Origin of the sequence: Salipiger marinus (genome assembly GCF_900100085.1) — a bacterium.
GTDB classification, from domain to species: Bacteria; Pseudomonadota; Alphaproteobacteria; order Rhodobacterales; family Rhodobacteraceae; genus Salipiger; species Salipiger marinus.
In genome coordinates this window covers 133,278-153,297 of the sequence record NZ_FNEJ01000011.1, presented here as the reverse complement: position 1 = coordinate 153,297, position 20,020 = coordinate 133,278, and the positions used below count along the sequence as shown (strand labels likewise).

Below are 20,020 nucleotides of genomic sequence, written 5' to 3'. Positions count from 1 at the left end.
CCGCAGATCAGGGCAGAAGATGCAGCCAGCCCCATGTGGTGAAGATGCAGAGCCCGGTGGCCAGCAGCACCGAGGAGGCCGCGACGCGCTTGGCCACGCCATACATGTTGGCGAAGACATAAGCATTGACCCCCGGTGCCACGGCGGCGGTAACCACGCCCGAGCGCATCGCATCGGTGGGCAGGTCAAGTGCGGTGCCCATCAGATACATCACCGCCGGATGCAGCCCCAGCGACAGGGCGCAGACAAACAGGATGGCGCGCATGTCGCCTTCGGGGCGGTAGCGGTAGAGCACGCCGCCAAGCGCGAAGAGCGCGGCAGGCAGGGCGGTGCGGGTCACCATGTCCAGCGCCTCCAGCATGGGGGCGGGCAGCGAGATGTTGCCAAGGTTGAACAGCAGCCCGATCAGGATGCCGATGACCAGCGCGTTGCGGAACATCGCGCGCAGGATGGTGACGGGCAGGCGGCGCAGTTCGGTGCCACGGGACCGGGCGCGGGCAATCTCCATCGCGGTGATTCCGATGGCATATCCCAGCGGCGAATGGATGGAGATGATGGCGTAATTGCCGTTCAGCGCCTCTGGCCCGAAGGCGCGTTCGGTGATCGGCAGCCCCAGCAGCAGCGAGTTGGAAAAAAGCCCGCAGAAGCCGATGGCGACCGAATCCTCCCACGGGCGGCGGAACAGGTAGCGCGCCCCCAGCAGCCCCACGACAAAACCCGCGATGGCGCCGGTGTAGAACGAGATCAGCAGCTTCGGATCGAAATAGGCGCCCAGATCCAGCGTCCAGATGGCGCGGAACAGCAGGCAGGGAATGGCGATGGTCTGGGTGAAGCTCATCAGCCCGTCCACCGCGTTGTCCTTCAGCAGCCCGCGCCAGCTGGCCAGCCAGCCCGCACCGATCACGATGAACACCGGCAGGATGACGTTGAGCAGCGCCTGCATCAGCGGCGCCGGACGGCGCGGTTACAGCGCATAGCTCAGCACCATGCCGTCAAAGGCTGGCTCCACATGGGCGGGCGTTTCGGCAGCCACCGCGTCATAATCCAGATCGATATGCATGTTGGTCAGCACGGCGCGGCGCGGGGCGGCGCGGGCGATCCAGTCCAGCGCCAGCTGCAGATGGGCATGGGTCGGATGCGGGCTGCGGCGCAGCGCGTCGACGATCCAGCAGTCCAGCCCCGCCAGATGCGGCCAAGCGTCTTCGGGGATGCGCACCACATCGGGCATATAGGCCAGATCATGGATGCGGAACCCCAGCGCGTCGATGGATCCGTGATCGACCTTGATGGGCGTCAGAGTGATGGCGCCGCCTGCGCCCTCGATGCTGAACGGGCCACGGCCGATGCTGTGCAGGTCGAAAATGGGCGGGTAGGGGCTGTCTTCGGGCTGGGCGAAGGCATAGCCGAAACTGCTCAGCAGCACGTTCTGCGTGTCGCCATCGGCCCAGACCGGCAGGCGGGCGCGGCGGTTGAACACGATCTGGCGCAGGTCATCGAGCCCATGGGTGTGATCCGCATGGGGATGGGTCCAGACCGCCGCATCCAGATCGCCGATGCCCGCATCCAGAAGCTGCGCGCGCATGTCGGGCGAGGTGTCGATCAGCACCCGCGTCACGCCCGCCTCGCCCTCGCGTTCGACCAGCATGGAACAGCGGCGGCGGGTGTTCTTGGGGTTCGCCGGATCACATTCGCCCCAGTTGCCGCCCAGCCGGGGCACGCCGCCCGAGGATCCGCAGCCAAGGATGGTAAAGCGCAGCGTGCCGGTCATGTCGGCGCACGCCATGCCGCCGCCTTGGCGAACAGCCGGTCGAAATTGGCCTCGGTCGCGGCGGCGAACTCTTCCAGCGTCAGGCCGAAGGCCTTGGCGCCCACCTCGGCGGTGTGGCGGGTGTAGCCGGGTTCGTTGCGCCGCCCGCGATGCGGCGGCGGGGCCAGATAGGGGCTGTCGGTTTCCAGCAGGATCCGGTCCAGCGGGGCGGCGGCGAAGATCTCGCGCAGGTCGGCGGATTTGGGGAAGGCCGCGATGCCGGACATGGACAGGTAGAAGCCGCAGTCCAGCGCCGCCCGCGCCAGCTCCGCCGAGGAGGAAAAGCAGTGCATCACGCAGGCATAGGGCTTTTCGCGGAAGCCCTCGGTCAGGATGCGGGCCATGTCGTCATCGGCGGCGCGGGCATGGATGATCAGCGGCAGGCCGGTTTCCTGCGCCGCCGTGATATGGACGCGCAGCGACGCCTGCTGCGCCTCTGCCGTCTCGGCGGTGTAGTGGTAATCGAGCCCGGTTTCGCCGATGCCGACAAATTTGGGATGCCGGGCCAGCGCCACAAGCTGGTCGACCGTGACCTCCGCCGCCTTGCCCACGCTCATCGGGTGCAGCCCTGCGGCATAGAACACCGGATCATGCGCCTCCACGATGGCGCGCACCTGCGGTTCCTGATGCAGCTTGGTGCAGATCGTCACCATCCGGTGCACGCCCGACGCGACGGCGCGGGCGATGACTTCGTCGCGATCCTCGTCGAAATCGGGGAAATCCAGATGGCAGTGGCTGTCGGTGATGCGGGGAAATGTCATGCGCGCGTCCTTTGCGGGCAGGTATCCGACATGCGCCGGGCAGGGTCAAGGCGCGGCGGAGGGATCGGCGCCGCAGGGCCTGTCGCGGACGCAGGCGGCGAAAACCGCTGGATCCATGCCCCGGACTGTGCCCTGATTTCAGGCATCCGCCCCGGCAGCGGGGCGCCGTGGGCCGGGCCGGGCTTTTCGGCCCCCGCCTGCCGCGCTAAGCCAGCCGCAGTCCAGACCCAAGGAGCCCCCCGATGACACTTGCCTTCGATCCCGCCGCCCTGACCCTGCCCGCCGCGCATTTTATCGGCGGCACCTTCATCGACGGGCCGGAGGAGATTGCGGTGACCGCCCCCTCCAGCGGGCAGGCGCTGCGCGCCATTCCCTGCGCCGATGCCGCCATGGTCGACCGCGCGGTGGAGACGGCGCGCGCCGCGCTTGCCTCCTCGGGCTGGGGCGGGCTGATGCCGCGCGACCGGCTGCGCGCCATGCACCGCTGGGCCGACCTGATCGAGGCGGAGGCGGCGCATCTGGCCCGGCTGGAGGCGGTGGCCTCCTCCCGTCCCGTGGCGCAGGCGGTGACGGGCGATGTGCTGGTGACCGCCGAACAGATCCGCTTCTTTGCCGAATTCGCCGACAAGGAGGGTGGCGAGCTGGTGCCCACCTCTGACGCGCAGATGGGCTTCATTTCGGCGCATCCCTACGGGGTGATCGGCGCCATCACGCCGTGGAATTTCCCGCTGTCCATGGCGGCATGGAAGCTGGGGCCAGCCTTGGCTGCGGGCAATGCGGTGGTGCTGAAGCCGTCAGAGATGACGCCCTATTCCACGCTGCGGCTGGCGGAGCTGTCGGTGCAGGCGGGGATCCCGGCGGGGCTGATCAACATCGTGCTGGGCGACGGGCCCACCACCGGCAGCGCCATCACCGGGCATCCCGGCATCGACAAGGTGTCCTTCACCGGATCCACCCGTGCGGGCGCGCAGATCATGGAAAACATCGCCCGCACCGGCATCAAGCCCATGACGCTGGAACTGGGCGGCAAAAGCCCGATGCTGGTCTTTGCCGATGCCGATCTGGATCTGACCGCCGACTGTCTGGATCGCGGCATCACCCCCAATGCCGGGCAGTTCTGCGTGGCGGGGTCGCGCATAATTGTCGACCGCCGCGTGGCCGAAGAACTGGCCGAGAAGCTTGCCGCCCGCTTTGCCCGCCACGCCCCCGCGCCGACATGGGCCGGGGAGGCCGGGTTTTCGCCCATCATTTCGGAACGGCAGCTGGCGCGGATCGACAGCATCGTGCGCGCGGCGGTGGATCAGGGGGCGCAGATCCTCTGCGGCGGCGAACGGTTCGACCGCGAGGGCAGTTTCTACCGCCCGACCCTGATCGGCGGCGTCGATGCGCAAAGCCCCGCCATCCGCGAGGAGATCTTCGGCCCCGTCGCCACCTTCCAGACCTTCGACACCGAGGAAGAGGCGCTGGCGCTGGCGGCCCACCCGACCTACGGGCTGGCGGCGGGGCTGTTCACCCGCGATCTCAGCCGTGCGCTGCGCCTGACCCGCGCGCTGGAGGCGGGCACCGTCTGGGTCAACCGCTATGGCCGCACCCGCGATCACATCCTGCCCACCGGGGGCTGGAAGGCCAGCGGCATCGGCAAGGATCTGGGGCGCGAGGCCTATCTGGCCAACCGCCGCACCAAATCGGTGCTGATCGACCTCTGACCCCCGCGCAAACCTCTGGATCTGCGCGGCCCGCCGGGGTAGGGCGCGGCAAAGCCACCAAAGGATCACCCGATGCTCCGCATGTTCCAGACCGCCACGCTGATCGCCCTGCTCTCCGGCACCGCTGCCGGGGCGCAGACGCTTTATTTTTCGGCCATTCCCGACGAGGACGAGACTGCACTCGTCACGCGCTTTTCCGCCGTGGCCGAGTATCTTGAGGGCGCCTTGGGCGTCGAGGTGGAATTTGTGCCGGTGAAAAGCTACCCCGCCGCCGTCACCGCCTTTCGCAACGATCAGGTGCAGCTGGCGTGGTTCGGCGGCCTGACCGGCGTGCAGGCGCGGCTGGCGGTGCCGGGCGCAAAGGCCATCGCGCAGGGGGTCGAGGATCCGACCTTCATCACCTATTTCATCGCCAATACCGACACCGGGCTGGAGCCTTCGGACGAGTTCCCGCAGGAGATGGAGGGCATGACCTTCACCTTCGGCGCGCGCACCTCGACCTCGGGGCGGCTGATGCCGGAATTCCATATCCGGCAGGAGACCGGCAGCGCGCCCGAGGAATTTTTCTCGCGCGTGGGCTATTCCGGCGATCACAGCCAGACGCTGCGGCTGGTGGCGAGCGGCGCGTGGCAGGTGGGCGCGCTCAACTATGCCGTCTATGACAAGGCGCTTGCCGATGGCGCCCCCGAGGTCGAGACCGCGCAGGTGATCTGGCAGACCCCGCCCTATCCCGATTACAACTGGACCATTCGCGGCGATGTCGATGCGCGCTTTGGCGAGGGCTTCGCCGACCGGGTGCAGGCGGCGATCCTTGCCATGGACGATCCCGACCTGCTGGCCAGCTTCCCGCGCGACGGGTTCATTCCCGCCGCAAGCGAGGATTTCCAGCCGATCGAGGATGTGGCGCGGGAGCTTGACCTGCTCGAATGACGCTGGCGCGGCTTTCCGGGGCCACGCTGGGGTATGGCGCGGGGGCGGTCCTGTCGGATCTGTCCCTGACGCTTGATCCCGGCGAAAGGCTGGTGCTGCTGGGGCGCAGCGGTGTGGGCAAGACCACGCTGCTGGCGCATCTGCACGACCAGATGACCGGGGCGGGGCAGCGCGTGGCGCTGGTGCCGCAGGATCACGCGCTGGTGCCGCAGCTTTCGGTGCTGCGCAACGTTCTGATGGGACGGCTTGACGATCACGGCGCGCTTTACAACCTGCGCAGCTTTATCGCGCCGCGCGCCCGCCAGCGCGCCGAGGTGACCGCCCTGCTGGCCGATCTGGCGCTGGAGGGACTGGCCGACCGCCCCGTCGCCGCCCTGTCGGGCGGGCAGAAGCAGCGCGTGGCACTGGCGCGCGGGCTTTACCGGGGCGGCACGGTGATGCTGGGCGACGAGCCGGTCTCGGCGGTGGACGAAACCCAAGGGCCGCTGCTGATGGATCTGATCGCCGCGCGCTTTGCCACCGCCGTGGTGGCGCTGCATGACGTAGGCCTTGCCCGCCGCTTCGGCACAAGGCTGCTGGGCCTGCGCGACGGGCGCATCCTTTTCGACGCCGCCCCCGGGGCGGTGGAGGATGCGCAGATGGCGGCACTTTATGCCGATTAGACTGCGCATCGTGGCGCTGTTTGCGCTGGCGGGGCTGCTGGCGCTGCCCTTGGCCGATCTGACGCTGGCGGGGCATGACCCTTGGGCGGCGCTGGCGCGGATGGGGGCGGGGTTCCTGCGCCCCGATTTCGGCGCGGTGGACCAGATCGGGCGGGCGCTGGCCTCTACCGTGTTTTTCGCCATCGCGGGCGTGGCGCTTGGCGGTGCGGCGGGCTTTGTCATGGCGCCGTTCCTGCATCTGCGCGGGGTGCGCGGGCTCGCCATCGCGCTGCGCTCGGTGCACGAACTGTTCTGGGCGCTGCTGCTGCTGCAGGTGCTGGGGCTGGGGCCGCTGACCGGGGTGCTGGCCATCGCGCTGCCCTATGCGGGCATCTTCGCCAAGGTCTTTGCCGAACAGATCGAAGAGGTCGATCCCCGGCCCGCGCAGATCCTGCCGCCGCGCACCGGCGCGCTGTCGCGCTTTGTCTTTGCGCAGCTGCCGCTGGCGGCGGGGGCGATGCAAAGCTACACGCTTTACCGGCTGGAATGCGGGCTGCGCTCCAGCGCGGTGCTGGGATTCGTCGGGCTGCCGACGCTGGGCTTCCAGCTCGACAGCTTTTTCCGCATGGGCGATTACGGCGCGGCCAGTGCCATCCTGATCTGCTATGTGGCGCTGATCGCCTCCCTCCGGCTGTGGATGCGGCGGCGGCTGGTGCCGGTCTGGATCGCGGCGGCGGTGGTCTGGCTGGCGCTGATCCCGACGCCGCCCATGGGGCAGGGCGCGCTGTGGCGGTTCCTGAGCCATGACGTGATCCCCGCGCCGCTGCGCGACGGCTGGGATGCGGGCGCCTTTGCTGACTGGCTGGGGCCGCTGCTGATGCAGCAGGTGCTGCCGGGCCTGTGGGCGACGCTGCTGGTGGCGCAGATCGCGCTGGTGCTGACCGGGTTGGTGGCGCTGGCCAGTTTCGGGCTGATCGTGCGGCGGGTGACGGGGCGCGTGGGGCAGGCGCTGGGGCATCTGGGGCTGGTGATCCTGCGCAGCCTGCCCGATTACATGCTGGCCTATCTTTTCCTGCAGATCTTCGGGCCTTCGATGCTGCCCGCGATCCTTGCGCTGGGTCTGCACAATGGCGCCATCATCGGCCATCTTCTGGGCCGCGAGGGCGAGGCGCTGGTGCCACGCCTGCGCGCCGATGCGCCGCGCGGCACGATGCTGTGGCTCTGGGAACTGCTGCCGCGGCTTTTTGGCGCCTTTGTCGCGCTGTGTCTCTACCGGTGGGAGATCATCCTGCGCGAAACCGCCGTGATGGGGCTTCTGGGGGTGGCGACGCTGGGATTCTACATCGACGGCGCCATGTCGGAACTGCGGCTCGACCGGGCGGTGCTGCTGCTGCTGGGGGCGGGGGCGCTGACCGTGGCGGTGGATGCGGCCTCGCGGCATCTTCGGGCACGGACCGATGGCCGGGCGCGCGCCACCGGGCGCGGCACCGCGCAGGCGCTGGCTCAGGATGTGGGCTTGCGCCGCACGTAAAGCTCCATCCGGTGGTGGACGATGTCATAGCCCAGTTCCGCCGCCAGTTCCGCCTGCAGCCGTTCGATCCGGTCAGAGCAGAATTCGATCACCTCGCCCGTATCCACGTCGATCATGTGGTCGTGATGGCCCGCATCGGCATGTTCGAACCGGGCGGAGGCGCCTTCGAACTGGTGGCGGTGGATCACCCCCTGACCCTCCAGCGCGCTGAGCGTGCGATAGACGGTCGACAGCGAAATCCCCGGCATTTCCTCTTCGGCGCGGCGGTGCAGTTCCACCGCGTCGGGATGGTCTTCGGCTTCGGCAAGCTTCGCCACCAGCACGGCGCGCTGCCGCGTCATGCGGATGCCTGCATCGCGCAGGGCCTGTGTCAGTCGGTCAGAGCGGGCCAGTCGTGTCATCCATCGGTTTTGCCCGCTGCGGAGCGCGCTGACAAGATCCTCCGCGCTTAGTTGCAAATGGATTGCAACTGACTTGACAGATGCAAACCATTCGCAGATAGATGCGACAACCCACAGGAGATCCGCATGCTCACCCGACGCCAGACCCTTGCCTTGTCCGCGGCCTTTGGCCTGATGGCCCGCCCCGCGCTGGCCCAAGGTCGTCTCAAGGTCGTCACAACCTTCACCATCATCGCCGACATGGCGCAGAACGTCGCGGGCGAGGTGGCCGAGGTGGTGTCCGTCACCCGGCCCGGCGCCGAGATCCACGGCTATTCCCCGACGCCGCGCGACATCCTGCGTGCGCAGGATGCGGATCTGGTGCTGTGGAACGGACTGAATCTGGAGCTGTGGTTCGAACAGTTCTTCGGCAACCTGCGCGACGTGCCCGCCGCCACGGTCAGCGACGGCATCGCCCCGATGCCGATCGCGGGCGGCAGCTATGACGGCAAGCCCAACCCGCATGCGTGGATGGGGCTGGAGCCGGCGCTGGTCTATGTGGACAATATCCGCGCCGCGCTGGAAACCGCCGATCCCGCCAATGCGGCCGCCTACCGGGCCAATGCCGAGGCCTACAAGACCCGCATCCGCGACACCATCGGCCCGCTGCGCGACGCGATCCGCGCGCTGCCCGAAGACCGCCGCTGGCTGGTCACCTCCGAAGGGGCGTTTTCCTATCTGGCGCGGGATTACGGCCTGCGCGAGCTGTTCCTGTGGCCGATCAACGCCGACGAACAGGGCACGCCGCAGCAGGTGCGCGCGGTGGTGGATGCGGTGCGGACCCATCAGATCCCGGTGGTGTTTTCCGAATCCACCGTCTCCGACCGCCCGGCCTGGCAGATCGCCCGCGAAACAGGGGCGGCCTATGGCGGGGTGCTGTATGTCGACAGCCTGTCGGAACCCGGCGGCCCGGTGCCCAGCTATCTTGATCTGCTGCGCGTCACGTCGGAAACCATCCTGCAGGGGCTCAGCCAATGACCGAAGGCATCCGGGTCGACGGGCTGACCGTGCGCTACCGCACCGGCATGACCGCGCTGCGCGACGCCAGCTTCAGCCTGCCCACCGGCACCATCGCCGGGCTTCTGGGCATGAATGGCGCCGGGAAATCGACGCTGTTCAAGGCGCTGATGGGCTTTGTGCCGCGCGCCGCCGGAGAGGTGGCGCTGCTGGGCCAGCCGGTGGCGCAGGCGATCCGGGCGCAGGCCGTGGCCTATGTGCCGCAGGCCGAAGAGGTCGACTGGACCTTTCCGGTGCTGGTCGAAGATGTGGTGATGATGGGCCGCTATGGCCATATGGGGTTCCTGCGCCGCGCCCGCGACGCCGACCGCCGCGCCGTGGCGCAGGCGCTGGAGCGGGTGGGCATGGCCGAGTTCCGCCACCGCCAGATCGGCGAGCTGTCGGGCGGGCAGAAAAAGCGCGTCTTTGTCGCCCGCGCGCTGGCACAGCAGGCGCGGGTGATCCTGCTCGACGAGCCTTTCGCCGGGGTCGACATGACCACCGAGGCGCAGATCATGGATCTGCTGCGCGAGCTGCGCGCCGAGGGCCGGGTGATGCTGGTGGCCACCCATAACATCGCCGCCGTGCCGGAGTTCTGCGACCGCGTGGTGCTGGTGCGCGGCACGGTGCTGGCGCATGGCCCCACGGCGGAGGTGCTGACCGAGGCCGCGCTGCGCGACACGTTCGGCGGCATGGCCCCTCTGGTGGAGTCTGTGCCGCTGCGTGTGGCGGGGGCGCGGGCATGAGCCTGCTGCTGGAGCCTTTCAGCTACGGCTACATGACCAATGCCATCTGGGTGTCGGCGCTGGTGGGGGCGGTCTGCGCCTTCCTGTCGGCCTTCCTGATGCTGAAGGGCTGGTCGCTGATCGGTGACGCGCTGAGCCATGCCATCGTGCCCGGCGTCGCGGGAGCCTATATGCTGGGCCTGCCCTTTGCGCTTGGCGCGTTCCTGTCGGGGGGGCTCGCGGCGCTGGCGCTGCTGCTCTTGCGCGCGCGCACCGGGCTCAAGGAAGACACGCTGATCGGGCTGGTCTTCACCTCGTTTTTCGGGCTGGGGCTGTTCATGGTCTCGCTCAACCCGGTGTCGGTGTCAGTGCAGACCATCACCATGGGCAATATCCTTGCCATCACCCCCGCCGACACGCTGCAGCTGGCGCTGATCGGAGGGATCTCGCTGCTGATCCTTCTGGCGAAATGGCGCGACCTGCTGGCGGTGTTCTTTGACGAGGCCCATGCCCGCACGCTGGGGCTGAACCCCACGGCGCTGCGCGCGCTGTTCTTCACGCTGCTTGCCGCCTGCACCGTCGCGGCGCTGCAGACGGTGGGGGCGTTTCTGGTCATCGCCCTGGTGGTGACGCCGGGGGCCACCGCCTATCTGCTCTGCGACCGCTTTCCGCGCCTGCTGGCGCTGGCGGTGGGGATCGGCGCCAGCACCTGCGCCTTGGGCGCCTATCTGAGCTATTTCCTTGATGGCGCGACGGGGGGTGTCATCGTCTGCCTGCAGACCGCCCTGTTCCTGCTGGCGCTTGCCTTTGCGCCCAAACATGGCGTGCTGGCCGCGCGCCGTCGCGCCCGGGTCGCGGCTTCGGAGGATGCGGCATGATCGACACGCTGCTGCTGCCGTTCCAGCTGCCCTTCCTGCAGAATGCGCTGCTGATCACGCTGCTGATGGCGCCCGCCGCCGGGCTGCTGTCGTGTTTTCTGGTGCTGAAGGGCTGGTCGCTGATGGGCGATGCGGTGTCCCATGCGGTGCTGCCGGGGGTGGTGCTGGCCTATATGGCGGGGATTCCGCTGCTGATCGGCGCGTTTCTGGCGGGGCTCTTCTGTGCGCTCGCCACGGGCGTCATCCGCGACCTGTCGCGGGTCAAGCAGGACACGGTGATGGGCGTGGTGTTTTCCGGCATGTTCGGGCTGGGCATCGTGCTTTACACGCAGATCTCCTCGGACTTGCATCTGGATCACATCCTGTTCGGCAACCTGCTGGGGGTCAGCGCCGCCGATCTGTGGACCACCGGGCTGATCGCGGGCGGGGTGGGGCTGGCGCTGCTGCTGCTCTGGCGCGACCTGCTGCTGCTGGCCTTTGATCCGGTGCAGGCGCGGATGGCGGGGCTGCGGGTGCGGCTGCTGCATTACGGGCTGCTGGTGGCGCTGTCGGCCACGGTGGTGGCGATGCTGTCGGCGGTGGGGATCATCCTGTCCGTCGCGCTGCTGATCGCGCCGGGGGCCAGTGCCTTCCTGCTGACACGGCGTTTTCCGGCGATGCTCGCGGTGTCGGTGGCGCTTGCCATGATCGCAGGGGTCACGGGTGTCTGGCTGAGCCTCTTTCTCGACAGCGCGCCCGCGCCGACCATCGTGCTGATCCTGACGGGGTTTTTCCTGCTGGCTCTGGGTCGGCACCTGCTGCGCCGACCCGTTCTGTCCTAGCCCGTCGGTCAGAGATAGCTCTGCAGCATCGCCAGATCATCCTCGGTCAGCGCCACGCCCTGCGCCTCGGCCTCGGCGCGCAGGCGGCGGCGGCGGTCGCCGGGCAGCCGGTCCTGCCCCGCCGCGCGCACCGCATCCGACAGCTGCCGCACTCGCTGCGCAAAGCCCGCGCCGCGGTCTGGATCGAGCAGCAGCAGCATCTGGCCGGTGCAGGGGATCTTGGCGCCGGGATGGGCCGACCAGTCCACCTCTGACGAAAACGCGCCGCCGGTGAAGGCTGCCGCCAGAATCTCGATGGTCATGGCCAGCGAGGCCCCCTTGTGCCCGCCAAAGGGCAAAAGCGCGCCGCCCTCCAGAATGGCGTTCGGGTCGGTGGTGAGCTGGCCCGAAGCATCGACGCCGCAGCCTTCGGGCAGGGCATGCCCCTGCCGCGCGGCGATCTGCACGTCGCCATGGGCCAGCGCCGATCCGGCCTGATCCCAGACATAGGGCGGCTCGCCGTCGCGTGGACAGGCAAAGGCCATGGGATTGGTGCCAAAAACCGGCGTGGTCCCGCCCGGCGGCACCACCACCGCCATGGAATTGACCACCGACAGCGCCACAAGTCCCGCTTCGCCAAAGGGTTCGACATCGGGCCAGAGCGCGCTGAAATGCTGCGAATTGCGCAGCGCCAGCACCGCCACCCCCTGCGCCCGCACCCGGTCCAGCAGCAGCGGGCGCGCGGCCTGCAGCGCCACCTGCGCAAAGCCGCCGCGCGCATCGACGCGGATCTGCGCGGCGCCGTTATCCTCGATCACCGGCTCGGCATTGGGCGCGCCCCAGCCGCTGCGCAGGGTCGAGACATAGGCCGGGATGCGGAATACCCCATGGCTCAGCGCGCCGTCGCGCTGGCAGGCCGCGCAGTTTTCCGCCAGAACCTGCGCCACCTCCGCGCGCAGACCCTGCGCGCGGAACAGCCGGGCCAGAAGGGCCACCAGATCGGCGAAGGGCAGGCGGATCATGCGGCGGGCGCCAGTTCGCGCGCCACCAGATCCACCCAGAAGCGCATGGCGGGCAGGATCGCGTCATCGTTGAAATCATAGCCCGGATTGTGCAGCTCGGCCGAGTCGCCATTGCCGAACCACAGGATCGCGCCGGGTTTTGCCTCCAGCATGTAGGAAAAATCCTCGGATCCCATCACCGCAGCACAGCTGTCATCGACCACGGCGGCCTGCCGCGCCACCTCGACCGCGAGCGCGGTCTTGGCGGGATCGTTGGCGGTCACCGGATAGCCGGGGCGCCAGTCCAGATGCGCGGTGCAGCCGAACTGTTCCGCGCCCGCGCGCAGGATGCGGCGGATATGCGCCTCGGCCTCGCGCCGGGTCTCGACCGTCATGGTGCGCAGGCTGCCGCCGAACACCGCCGTATCGGGAATGACGTTCAGCGCGCCGGGCGCCCCGGCCTGCAGATAGGTCAGCGACAGCACCACCTGATCGAAAGGATCGGTGAACCGCGACACCAGCGTCTGCAGCGAGGCGATCAGATGCGCCGCCGCCACCACCGGATCCAGCGATTTTGACGGGGCCGAGGCATGGCCGCCGCGCCCTTCGACGGTGACCACGAAGCGGTCGCCCGCCGCCATCAGCGCCCCGGGCCGGGTGGCGAATTCCCCCACCGGCAGGCCCGGCTGGTTGTGCATGGCATAGACCGTCTCGATCCCGAAGCGGTCAAACAGCCCGTCTTCGATCATCTTGCGCGCCCCCGCGCCCCCTTCTTCGGCGGGCTGGAAGATCAGCGCGACAGTGCCGGCAAAATCGCGATGCGCGCACAGATACTGCGCCGTGGCCAGCAGCGTGGCGGTGTGCCCGTCATGGCCGCAGGCATGCATCATGCCGGGATGGCGCGAGCCATAGGGCAGGTTGGTCTTTTCATCCATCGGCAGCGCATCCATGTCGGCGCGCAGGCCCAGCACCGGACCGTCGCCGCCCGCGCCGCGGATCAGCGCCACCATCCCGGTATCGGCGAGCCCGGTGACCAGCTCGTCCACCCCGAAGCCGCGCAGCTTCTCCGCCACATAGGCCGAGGTCTTGGGCAGCGCATAAAGCAGCTCGGGCATCTGGTGCAGATCGCGCCGCCAGTCGCGGGCGGTCTCGGCGATGCGGGTCAAGTCGTCGGTCTGGGTCAAGGGGCTCTCCTGTCGCTGCGGCCTTGCGGGCCTGCCGCATCCTTTCAGCCCGCATGGCCGGACGCAAGACATGCGCAGACTGGCCCGGGCTGAGCCGGGCGGCGCCGGGGACTCGCCCGAAGCTGCCAGACGCATCGGCAGCCCTAAGGCCGTCGGCCCCGGGGACCGCCCGACGTCGTCAGTTGCAAGGACCGGCCCGTCACCTGCCAAAGAGCGCAACAAAGCCTCTCTGCGGAAGCGCCGCTTCAGACGGCGTTCTGCCTGCGCCCGTCACCGCTCAGCCCAAGAGCGACAGCACGATGCTGGCGGAGCTGTTCAGCGGGCTCGCGGCCACGGCGCTGCGCGTCAGGTAAAGGCGCCGCATCTCCTCCAGCTTGTCGCTGCGGACCAGATCCGCCAGCTGGTCGGTGCCGAACACCCGCTCTGCCCGCTGTTTCAGCTTGACCAGCTGCTGGTCGATGTCCAGCGCGCCGAAACTGTCGGGAAAGCCGAACATCGTCTCGAACACCTCGCGCAGCGGGGTGGAGGCCATGACCGAGAACCAGCGTGAATCGTTGGTCCTGCCATTGGCGACCACGGTGCTCAGCTCCCGGTCCAGCGACAGGGCAAGGCGCAGGGTGGGGTCGGCCTCGCCCACCTGAATTTCGAACTGCCGGTCGAGGTAATTTTCGACGATCTGTTCGGCGAAACCCGCCGGATAGCTGCGGCGCGAATCGGTTTCGGGGAAGGTGAAGGCCTGGGCAAAGACCTTCACCCTCGGGTCGGGATGCACATTGGCGAGCGAGGTGGGGTCTGACAGGTCAGAGGACAGCATCCGGTTGGCAAAGGGCACCCGGTCAGCGGATTGCGGGAAATCGAAGAAATCGAAACTGGCCAGCATCAGGGGGATGTCGCTGAACAGATCGGCAGGCTTGGCGATCGGCGCCGCGCGCGCCGCGACGACCGAGGTGAATTTCTCCAGCGTGCTGGTGAAGGCCTCGCCTGCGTCCGCCGCCGCCGCGCGCGCCGCAAAATCGAACACCCCGGCAAGGGCGGCATAGCGCGGATCGCTCTGGCTGCGCGCGACCGAGTCCGGATCGGACAGGTCCGATGTCAGTACGTCGCGCAGGAACTGGGTGCGGTAGATGTCATTGCCCAGACCGAACATGTCCAGCGTGTCGCGCAGCAGATCATCCTCTGCAAAAAGCGTGTCCACATCGGTGACCTTGGCGGCAAGCCCGGAAAACTTTTCGGCATAGCCATAGATCGTGCCTTCGGTGGCGGTTTTTCCGGCCAGATCGAAGGCCTGCGCCAGCTGCGCATAACGCGGATCGGGCAGGCGGTTGGCAAAGGAGTCAGGGTTGCTGACATCGGATTCCAGCACCTGTTTCAGGAAGTAGGTGTTGCGCATGTCCGCCTCGAGCCCGAAGCTGGTGAGCGTCGCGCGCAGCAGGGCGGTATCGGACAGCAGGTCGTCCGCCTGCCTGATCTTGGCGAGCTGGTCCAGCACCTCCTCCCCCGACCGGGCCTGCGGCAGCTCTGCGCCGTCGCCTGCGAAGTTGAAGGCGCGGGCCAGCGCCAGATACCGCTTGTCAGCCAGACGGTTGGCCAGCGAGCGGCTGTCGCCGAGATCGGAGTCGAGGATTTTCGAGATGAAGGCGCGGTTGTCCAGATCATCCTCCAGCCCGAAGGCCCCCAGCGCCACCTTCAGCAGGCTGCGGTCGGCCATCAGATCGGCGCTGCTCTGCACCTCCTGCAGCTTTTCGACAAACTGCGTGGTTTCGCGGGCAATGACGGGGGATTTGGCCAGCAGCGCCTGCTGGGTTTCGCGCGTGCGGGACAGGAAACTGTATCCGGCAAGGCCGGTGCCAAGAACGGACGGGGCGAAAACCATCTGCACCTCCTGCATCGGCCCGCAGCGCGGGCAGGGTTGACCAGACCTTAGGGCACAGATCTTAACATCGCGTTTGGTCCAGCAGGGTCCAAGGCCAGATGTCAGGCTCAGAAGGCCAGCGCCTGCCCGTCCTTGCGCGGATCGGATCCGGCGACATAGCCGCCCGCCATGCGCCGGATCAGCTGCGCGCCGCCAAAGCCGAAGACGGCATCGGGGCTTTCGCGGACAATCTCGTGCCCCAGCGCGGCCAGATCCGCGGCAAGCCGGTCGTCAAAGCCGCTTTCCAGCGCCAGCCCGCGCCCCGCCGTGACCCGCCAGCGCGGCGCATCGGCGGCGGCCTGCGGGTTCTGGCCAAAGCCCAGCACCCGCAGCGCCATCTGCAGATGCCCCTGCGCCTGCATCGGGCCGCCCATCACGCCAAAGCTCATCACCGGCGCGCCGGTGAGATCGGTGGCGAAGGCGGGGATGATGGTCTGGAACGGCTGCTTGCGCGGCGCCACGATGTTGACATGGCCGGGGGTCAGGCTGAAGCCCGCACCGCGGTTCTGCAGCGAAATCCCGGTGCCCGGCACCACCACGCCCGACCCGAAGCCCATGTAATTGGACTGGATGAAGGACACCATCCGCCCGTCGCGGTCGGCCACGCTCAGATAGACCGTGCCGCCCGCGCCGGGCGTGCCGTGGCCGGGATCGCCGGCATGGGCGGGATCGACCAGCGCCGCGCGGCTGTCCAGATAGCGATCGGTCAGGAAGGCCTCGGGCGCGTGCCGCATCCAGGCGGGGTCGGTCACATGTTCGGCGGCATCCACCAGCCCCAGCTTCGTGGCCTCGATCGCCAGATGATGGGTGCGCGCGTCATCGACCGCCGCTGCCTGCCAGTCGAGCCGGTCGAGCACGCCGAGGCCGATCAGCGCGCCAAGCCCCTGACCGTTGGGCGGAAGCTCGTGGATCAGGTGATCGCCGAAGCGGGTGTGCAGCGTGTCCACCCATGCGGGCTGATGCGCGGCCATGTCCTCGGCAGTCAGATGGCCGCCATGGGCTGCGGCGTGATCGGCGATGCGCTGCGCCAGCGCGCCCCGGTAGAAGCTTTCGCCTTCGGTTTCCACGATGCGGCGCAGGGTGGCGGCGTGACCGGGCAGGCGGATGCGGTCCCCGGCCTTGGGCGCGCGCCCGCCGGGCAGGAAACACTCGGCAAAGCCCGGCTGCGCGGACAGCGCCTGCCCGCCCAGATGCCAGAGCCGGGCGATCACCGGGCTGACCACAAACCCCTCCTCGGCGAAGCGGAGGGCGGGGGCGGCGATCTGGTCCAGCGGCAGCGTGCCGAAGCGGCGCCAGAGCGCGATCCAGCCCGACACCGCCCCCGGCACCGTGACCGAGGGCCAGCCGCGTTCCGGCATCCGGCTTTGCCCGGCAAAAAGCTCGGGGCGCCACGCGGCGGGGGCGCGCCCCGAGGCATTGAGCCCCGAAAGCCGCGCGCCGTCCCAGACGATGGCATAGGCGTCCGATCCCAGCCCGCAGCCGGTGGGTTCCACCACCACCAGCGCCATGGCGGCGGCGATGGCGGCATCCACGGCGGTGCCCCCGGCCTGCAGCATCGCCATGCCCGCCTGTGCGGCCAAGGGCTGCGAGGTGGCGATGGCGCAGTCGCCGCTGACCGGCTGGCGGGTGGAGGGATAGGGCAGGGAGGGATCGAACATCGGGCGCTTTCGGCTGGCGCCGCCCCAGGACGGGCGGCGCCAGCATGATCCGGCATCCCGCGCGGGGATGCAACGCGGGCGCTACTGCACCGCGCGGATGGGGGGATAGGCGGCGCGGAAGCGGGCATAAGCCTCGGCATAGGCCGGAACCAGTGCGGTGACCGGATCCACCACCTCCGCCGTGGCGGGCGGGGTCAGCACCACTTCCGGCGCCTCGCCGGTGGCGGCCATGCGCCCCAGCCGGGCCGCGCCAAGGGCCGCGCCGAATTCACCCTCTGCCGGCAGATGCAGCGGCAGATCCAGCACGGTGGCCAGAAGCCGCAGCCAGGACCGCGATCTTGTGCCGCCGCCGATGGCGAAGAGATGCGGCAGATCGGCGCCGGTGGCGCGCAGCGCCTCGGCGCTGTCCTTCAGCCCGAAGCTCACGCCTTCGAGCACGGCGCGGGTCATGTCATCGCGCGTGGTCTCGGTCCCCAGCCCGGTGAAGGCGCCACGGATTTCGGCATCGTTATGCGGGGTGCGTTCGCCCGAAAGATAGGGCAGGAAGCGCGGCTTGCCCGGCGGCGGCGGTATCTCCGCCAGCCCGGCGGTCAGATCGGCGGGGCGCTGCCCGGTGATCCGCGCCAGCCAATTGAGGCTGTCGGTGCAGCTGAGCATCACGCCCATCTGATACCAGCGCCCCGGCACCGCATGGCAGAAGCTGTGCAGCGCCGTTTCGGGCGCGGGGTGATAGCCGTCGCGCGCCGCCAGCAGCACGCCCGAGGTGCCCAGCGACACGAAGCCCTGACCTTCGTGCAGGGCGCCGATGCCGCAGGCGGCGGCGGCATTGTCGCCCGCACCCCCCGCCACGGCGACGGGCTGCGTGAGGCCCCATGCGGCGCGCAGATCGCGGCGCAGATCACCTGCGGGCTCGGATCCCTCCACCAGCCGGGGCATCTGGTCGCGGCGCATCTGCCCCGCCTCCAGCAGCGCGTCGGACCAGTCGCGCGCGCCGGTGTCGAGCCACGAGGTGCCCGCGCTGTCGGACATGTCCGCGACGTGATCGCCGGTCAGATAAAGGTTCAGATAGGCGGCAGGCAGCAGCACCCGCGCCACCTGCGCAAAGATCTGCGGCTCGTGCGTCGCGACCCAGAGCAGCTTTGGCGCGGTGAAGCCCGGAAAGACGATGTTGCCCGACAGCGCCCGCAGCTGCGGATCGGCGTCAAGCCGCGCCGCTTCGGCAAAGCTGCGGGTGTCGTTCCACAGGATGCAGGGCCGCAGCACGCGGTCCTGCGCATCCAGCAGCGTGGCGCCATGCATGTGCCCGGCCACGCCGATGCCGCGCAGCCCGGCCCATGCGGGATGGGCGCGCAGGTCGGACACGGCGCCTTCCAGCGCCGCGATCCAGTCGGCGGGATCCTGTTCGGACCAGCCGGAGCGGGGGTGCTGCACCTCGTAATGCCGCTCCGCACTGGCCAGCGGCACGCCGCCCGCGTCGGTCAGCAGCGCGCGCAGCCCCGAGGTGCCAAGATCGATGCCCAGAAAACTCATCTCAGGCGTCCAGATAGATCTTGATGGCGGCCTCTGCCCCCTCGGCCCAGATCAGCCGCAGCCAGTCGGCGAAGAGCCCGGCAAATTCGGCATTGCCCGCGATCTCGCCATAGACGGCGCGCTGGCCCAGCCACAGCTCCGGCTGGTCCTTGGCCTCAGCCGCAAGGGCGGTCAGCGCGTCCCAGTTGGGATCGTTGGGGGCGATGGCGGTGCCATCCTCGAACGTGCCAAAGGCATAGCGGCACCACAGCGCGGATTCGAGCGCGAGACCCGTCACCGGCACGCCCGCGCGGAGCCCGTCGGCGATGGAGGGCACGATGAATTTCGGCTGCCGGTTCGACCCGTCCAGACACAGGCGGCGGATCGTGTCCTTGACCGCCGGATTGGCGAACCGGCCCTCGATCAGCGTCAGATAGTCGGCGGGGGTGAAATCCGGCACGGCATGGACATGCGGCAGGATTTCGGTGGTTTCGACCTTGCGCAGGAAGGCGCTGACCAGCGGATGCGCCATGGCATCATCGGCGAATTCGCAGCCCAGCAGGGCGCCGGCATAGGCGATGATGGCGTGACCGCCGTTCAGGATGCGGATCTTCATCCGCTCGTAATCATGCACGCGGTCGGTGAAGGTGACGCCGACCTTTTCCAGCGCGGGACGGCCCTGCGGGAAATTGTCCTCCAGCACCCACTGCCGGAACGGCTCGCAGGTGACGGGAACCGGATCCTCCAGCCCGAAGCTGGCGGCCAGCGCGCGTTCGCCATCGCCGGTGGCGGGGGTGATGCGGTCCACCATGCCGTTCGGAAAGGCGACATTGGCCACGATCCAGTCGGCAAATTCCGGATCCTGCAGCCGCGCCGTGCCCGCCACCGCGTCGCGGGTGACATGGCCGTTGCCGGGAATGTTGTCGCAGCTCATCACCGTGAAGGGGGCAAGGCCCGCGTCGCGGCGCGCCCGCAGCGCTGCCACGATGGCGCCGAACACGGTGCGCGGTGCCTCGGGGGCAGCGCCATCCGCCACGATGTCGGGATGGGTCGGATCGAAGGTGCCGGTGGTGGCGTCGACGTAATAGCCGCCCTCGGTCACGGTCAGCGACACGATGCGCGTGGCAGGCTCGGCCATCTTGGCGATCAGCGGCGCGTTGTCGGGGGCGACCTCGACAAAATCCACCATGGCGCCGATGATCCGCGGGCTGGTGCCGTCGGCGGCCAGCTCGATCACCGTGGACAGGCAGTCCTGCGCGCGCAGCGCATCGCGCATCTTGGCATCGGGGGCACGCACGCCCGCGCCGCAGATCGCCCAGTCATGGTCGAGCCCCAGCGCGAACAGATCATCCAGATAGACGGCCTGATGGGCGCGGTGGAAATTGCCCAGCCCCACATGGACGATGCCATGGCTGAGGGCCGCGCGGTCATAGGCGGGACGGGCGATGCGGGGGTCAAGCGCGTCGAGCCGGTCATCCTGAAGTTTCATGGGAGCCTCCGTAGCTCTGGTCTTCGGTGCCGCACGGGTCCGGGCGGCGGGG

General features: G+C 68.9%; 18 protein-coding genes. 8 read left to right on the top strand and 10 right to left on the bottom strand.

What is annotated here, in order from left to right; translation table 11 throughout:
- Positions 1 to 7: 7 nt before the first annotated feature.
- Genes BLR51_RS14340 through BLR51_RS14330 form a run of 3 tightly spaced genes read right to left on the bottom strand, consistent with a single transcriptional unit; the run spans position 8 to position 2,568 of the window.
- Positions 8 to 943 carry an AEC family transporter gene (locus BLR51_RS14340; protein WP_089848117.1) on the bottom strand — a complete coding sequence of 312 codons (936 nt, stop codon included), beginning with the start codon at positions 941 to 943 and terminating at the stop codon, positions 8 to 10.
- A 21-nt stretch (positions 944 to 964) separates the two neighbouring features.
- Positions 965 to 1,768: an MBL fold metallo-hydrolase gene (locus BLR51_RS14335; RefSeq protein WP_089848182.1), complete on the bottom strand. Its 804-nt coding sequence runs from the start codon at positions 1,766 to 1,768 to the stop codon at positions 965 to 967.
- Positions 1,765 to 2,568, bottom strand: a complete 804-nt coding sequence (locus BLR51_RS14330) for a TatD family hydrolase (RefSeq protein WP_089848116.1) — start codon at positions 2,566 to 2,568, stop codon at positions 1,765 to 1,767. The genes BLR51_RS14335 and BLR51_RS14330 overlap by 4 nt, the downstream gene beginning before the upstream one ends.
- A 242-nt stretch (positions 2,569 to 2,810) precedes the next feature.
- Here BLR51_RS14330 and BLR51_RS14325 point away from each other — a divergent pair, with 242 nt between their 5' ends.
- The 4 genes from BLR51_RS14325 (at position 2,811) to BLR51_RS14310 (ending at position 7,376) form a co-directional block, all read left to right on the top strand.
- Positions 2,811 to 4,274 (top strand): aldehyde dehydrogenase family protein, encoded by a 1,464-nt coding sequence (locus BLR51_RS14325; protein ID WP_089848114.1) that lies wholly within the window; start codon positions 2,811 to 2,813, stop codon positions 4,272 to 4,274.
- Between the two features lie 81 nt (positions 4,275 to 4,355).
- Positions 4,356 to 5,204 carry a putative selenate ABC transporter substrate-binding protein gene (locus BLR51_RS14320; RefSeq protein WP_089848180.1) on the top strand — a complete coding sequence of 283 codons (849 nt, stop codon included), beginning with the start codon at positions 4,356 to 4,358 and terminating at the stop codon, positions 5,202 to 5,204.
- Positions 5,201 to 5,866: an ATP-binding cassette domain-containing protein gene (locus BLR51_RS14315; protein ID WP_089848112.1), complete on the top strand. Its 666-nt coding sequence runs from the start codon at positions 5,201 to 5,203 to the stop codon at positions 5,864 to 5,866. Before BLR51_RS14320 ends, BLR51_RS14315 begins: the two co-directional genes overlap by 4 nt.
- Positions 5,856 to 7,376 carry a PhnE/PtxC family ABC transporter permease gene (locus tag BLR51_RS14310; protein WP_242656734.1) on the top strand — a complete coding sequence of 507 codons (1,521 nt, stop codon included), beginning with the start codon at positions 5,856 to 5,858 and terminating at the stop codon, positions 7,374 to 7,376. The genes BLR51_RS14315 and BLR51_RS14310 overlap by 11 nt, the downstream gene beginning before the upstream one ends.
- On the opposite strand, the gene BLR51_RS14305 is transcribed toward BLR51_RS14310, so the two are convergent.
- Entirely contained in the window at positions 7,349 to 7,777 is a 429-nt protein-coding gene (locus BLR51_RS14305; protein WP_089848110.1) for a Fur family transcriptional regulator, read from the bottom strand. The two genes, BLR51_RS14310 and BLR51_RS14305, sit on opposite strands and share 28 nt — an antisense overlap.
- A gap of 126 nt (positions 7,778 to 7,903) precedes the next feature.
- Between BLR51_RS14305 and BLR51_RS14300 the strand changes: the two genes are divergently transcribed.
- Genes BLR51_RS14300 through BLR51_RS14285 form a run of 4 tightly spaced genes read left to right on the top strand, consistent with a single transcriptional unit; the run spans position 7,904 to position 11,236 of the window.
- Complete coding sequence (locus BLR51_RS14300; RefSeq protein WP_089848108.1) at positions 7,904 to 8,794, top strand: metal ABC transporter substrate-binding protein; 891 nt, start codon at positions 7,904 to 7,906, stop codon at positions 8,792 to 8,794.
- On the top strand, positions 8,791 to 9,558 hold the full coding sequence (locus tag BLR51_RS14295; protein WP_089848106.1) for an ATP-binding cassette domain-containing protein: 768 nt from the start codon (positions 8,791 to 8,793) through the stop codon (positions 9,556 to 9,558). Before BLR51_RS14300 ends, BLR51_RS14295 begins: the two co-directional genes overlap by 4 nt.
- Entirely contained in the window at positions 9,555 to 10,415 is an 861-nt protein-coding gene (locus tag BLR51_RS14290) for a metal ABC transporter permease (RefSeq protein WP_089848104.1), read from the top strand. The genes BLR51_RS14295 and BLR51_RS14290 overlap by 4 nt, the downstream gene beginning before the upstream one ends.
- Positions 10,412 to 11,236, top strand: a complete 825-nt coding sequence (locus tag BLR51_RS14285) for a metal ABC transporter permease (RefSeq protein ID WP_089848102.1) — start codon at positions 10,412 to 10,414, stop codon at positions 11,234 to 11,236. The genes BLR51_RS14290 and BLR51_RS14285 overlap by 4 nt, the downstream gene beginning before the upstream one ends.
- Positions 11,237 to 11,244: 8 nt before the next feature.
- Here the strand turns inward: BLR51_RS14285 and BLR51_RS14280 are convergent, their stop codons facing one another.
- The 6 genes from BLR51_RS14280 to BLR51_RS14255 all read right to left on the bottom strand — a co-directional run bounded on the left by BLR51_RS14280 (position 11,245) and on the right by BLR51_RS14255 (position 19,968).
- A complete protein-coding gene (locus tag BLR51_RS14280) occupies positions 11,245 to 12,237 on the bottom strand; it encodes an Ldh family oxidoreductase (protein ID WP_089848100.1) in 993 nt (330 codons plus the stop codon).
- Positions 12,234 to 13,400, bottom strand: a complete 1,167-nt coding sequence (locus BLR51_RS14275; protein WP_242656733.1) for a M20 aminoacylase family protein — start codon at positions 13,398 to 13,400, stop codon at positions 12,234 to 12,236. The genes BLR51_RS14280 and BLR51_RS14275 overlap by 4 nt, the downstream gene beginning before the upstream one ends.
- 277 nt (positions 13,401 to 13,677) lie before the next feature.
- On the bottom strand, positions 13,678 to 15,273 hold the full coding sequence (locus tag BLR51_RS14270; RefSeq protein WP_165616822.1) for a DUF1217 domain-containing protein: 1,596 nt from the start codon (positions 15,271 to 15,273) through the stop codon (positions 13,678 to 13,680).
- Between the two features lie 107 nt (positions 15,274 to 15,380).
- On the bottom strand, positions 15,381 to 16,970 hold the full coding sequence (locus BLR51_RS14265; protein ID WP_089848093.1) for a gamma-glutamyltransferase family protein: 1,590 nt from the start codon (positions 16,968 to 16,970) through the stop codon (positions 15,381 to 15,383).
- Between the two features lie 81 nt (positions 16,971 to 17,051).
- Positions 17,052 to 18,500 carry a xylulokinase gene (gene xylB, locus BLR51_RS14260; RefSeq protein ID WP_089848091.1) on the bottom strand — a complete coding sequence of 483 codons (1,449 nt, stop codon included), beginning with the start codon at positions 18,498 to 18,500 and terminating at the stop codon, positions 17,052 to 17,054.
- Position 18,501: 1 nt separating this feature from the next.
- Complete coding sequence (locus tag BLR51_RS14255) at positions 18,502 to 19,968, bottom strand: mannitol dehydrogenase family protein (protein WP_089848089.1); 1,467 nt, start codon at positions 19,966 to 19,968, stop codon at positions 18,502 to 18,504.
- Positions 19,969 to 20,020: the final 52 nt, after the last annotated feature.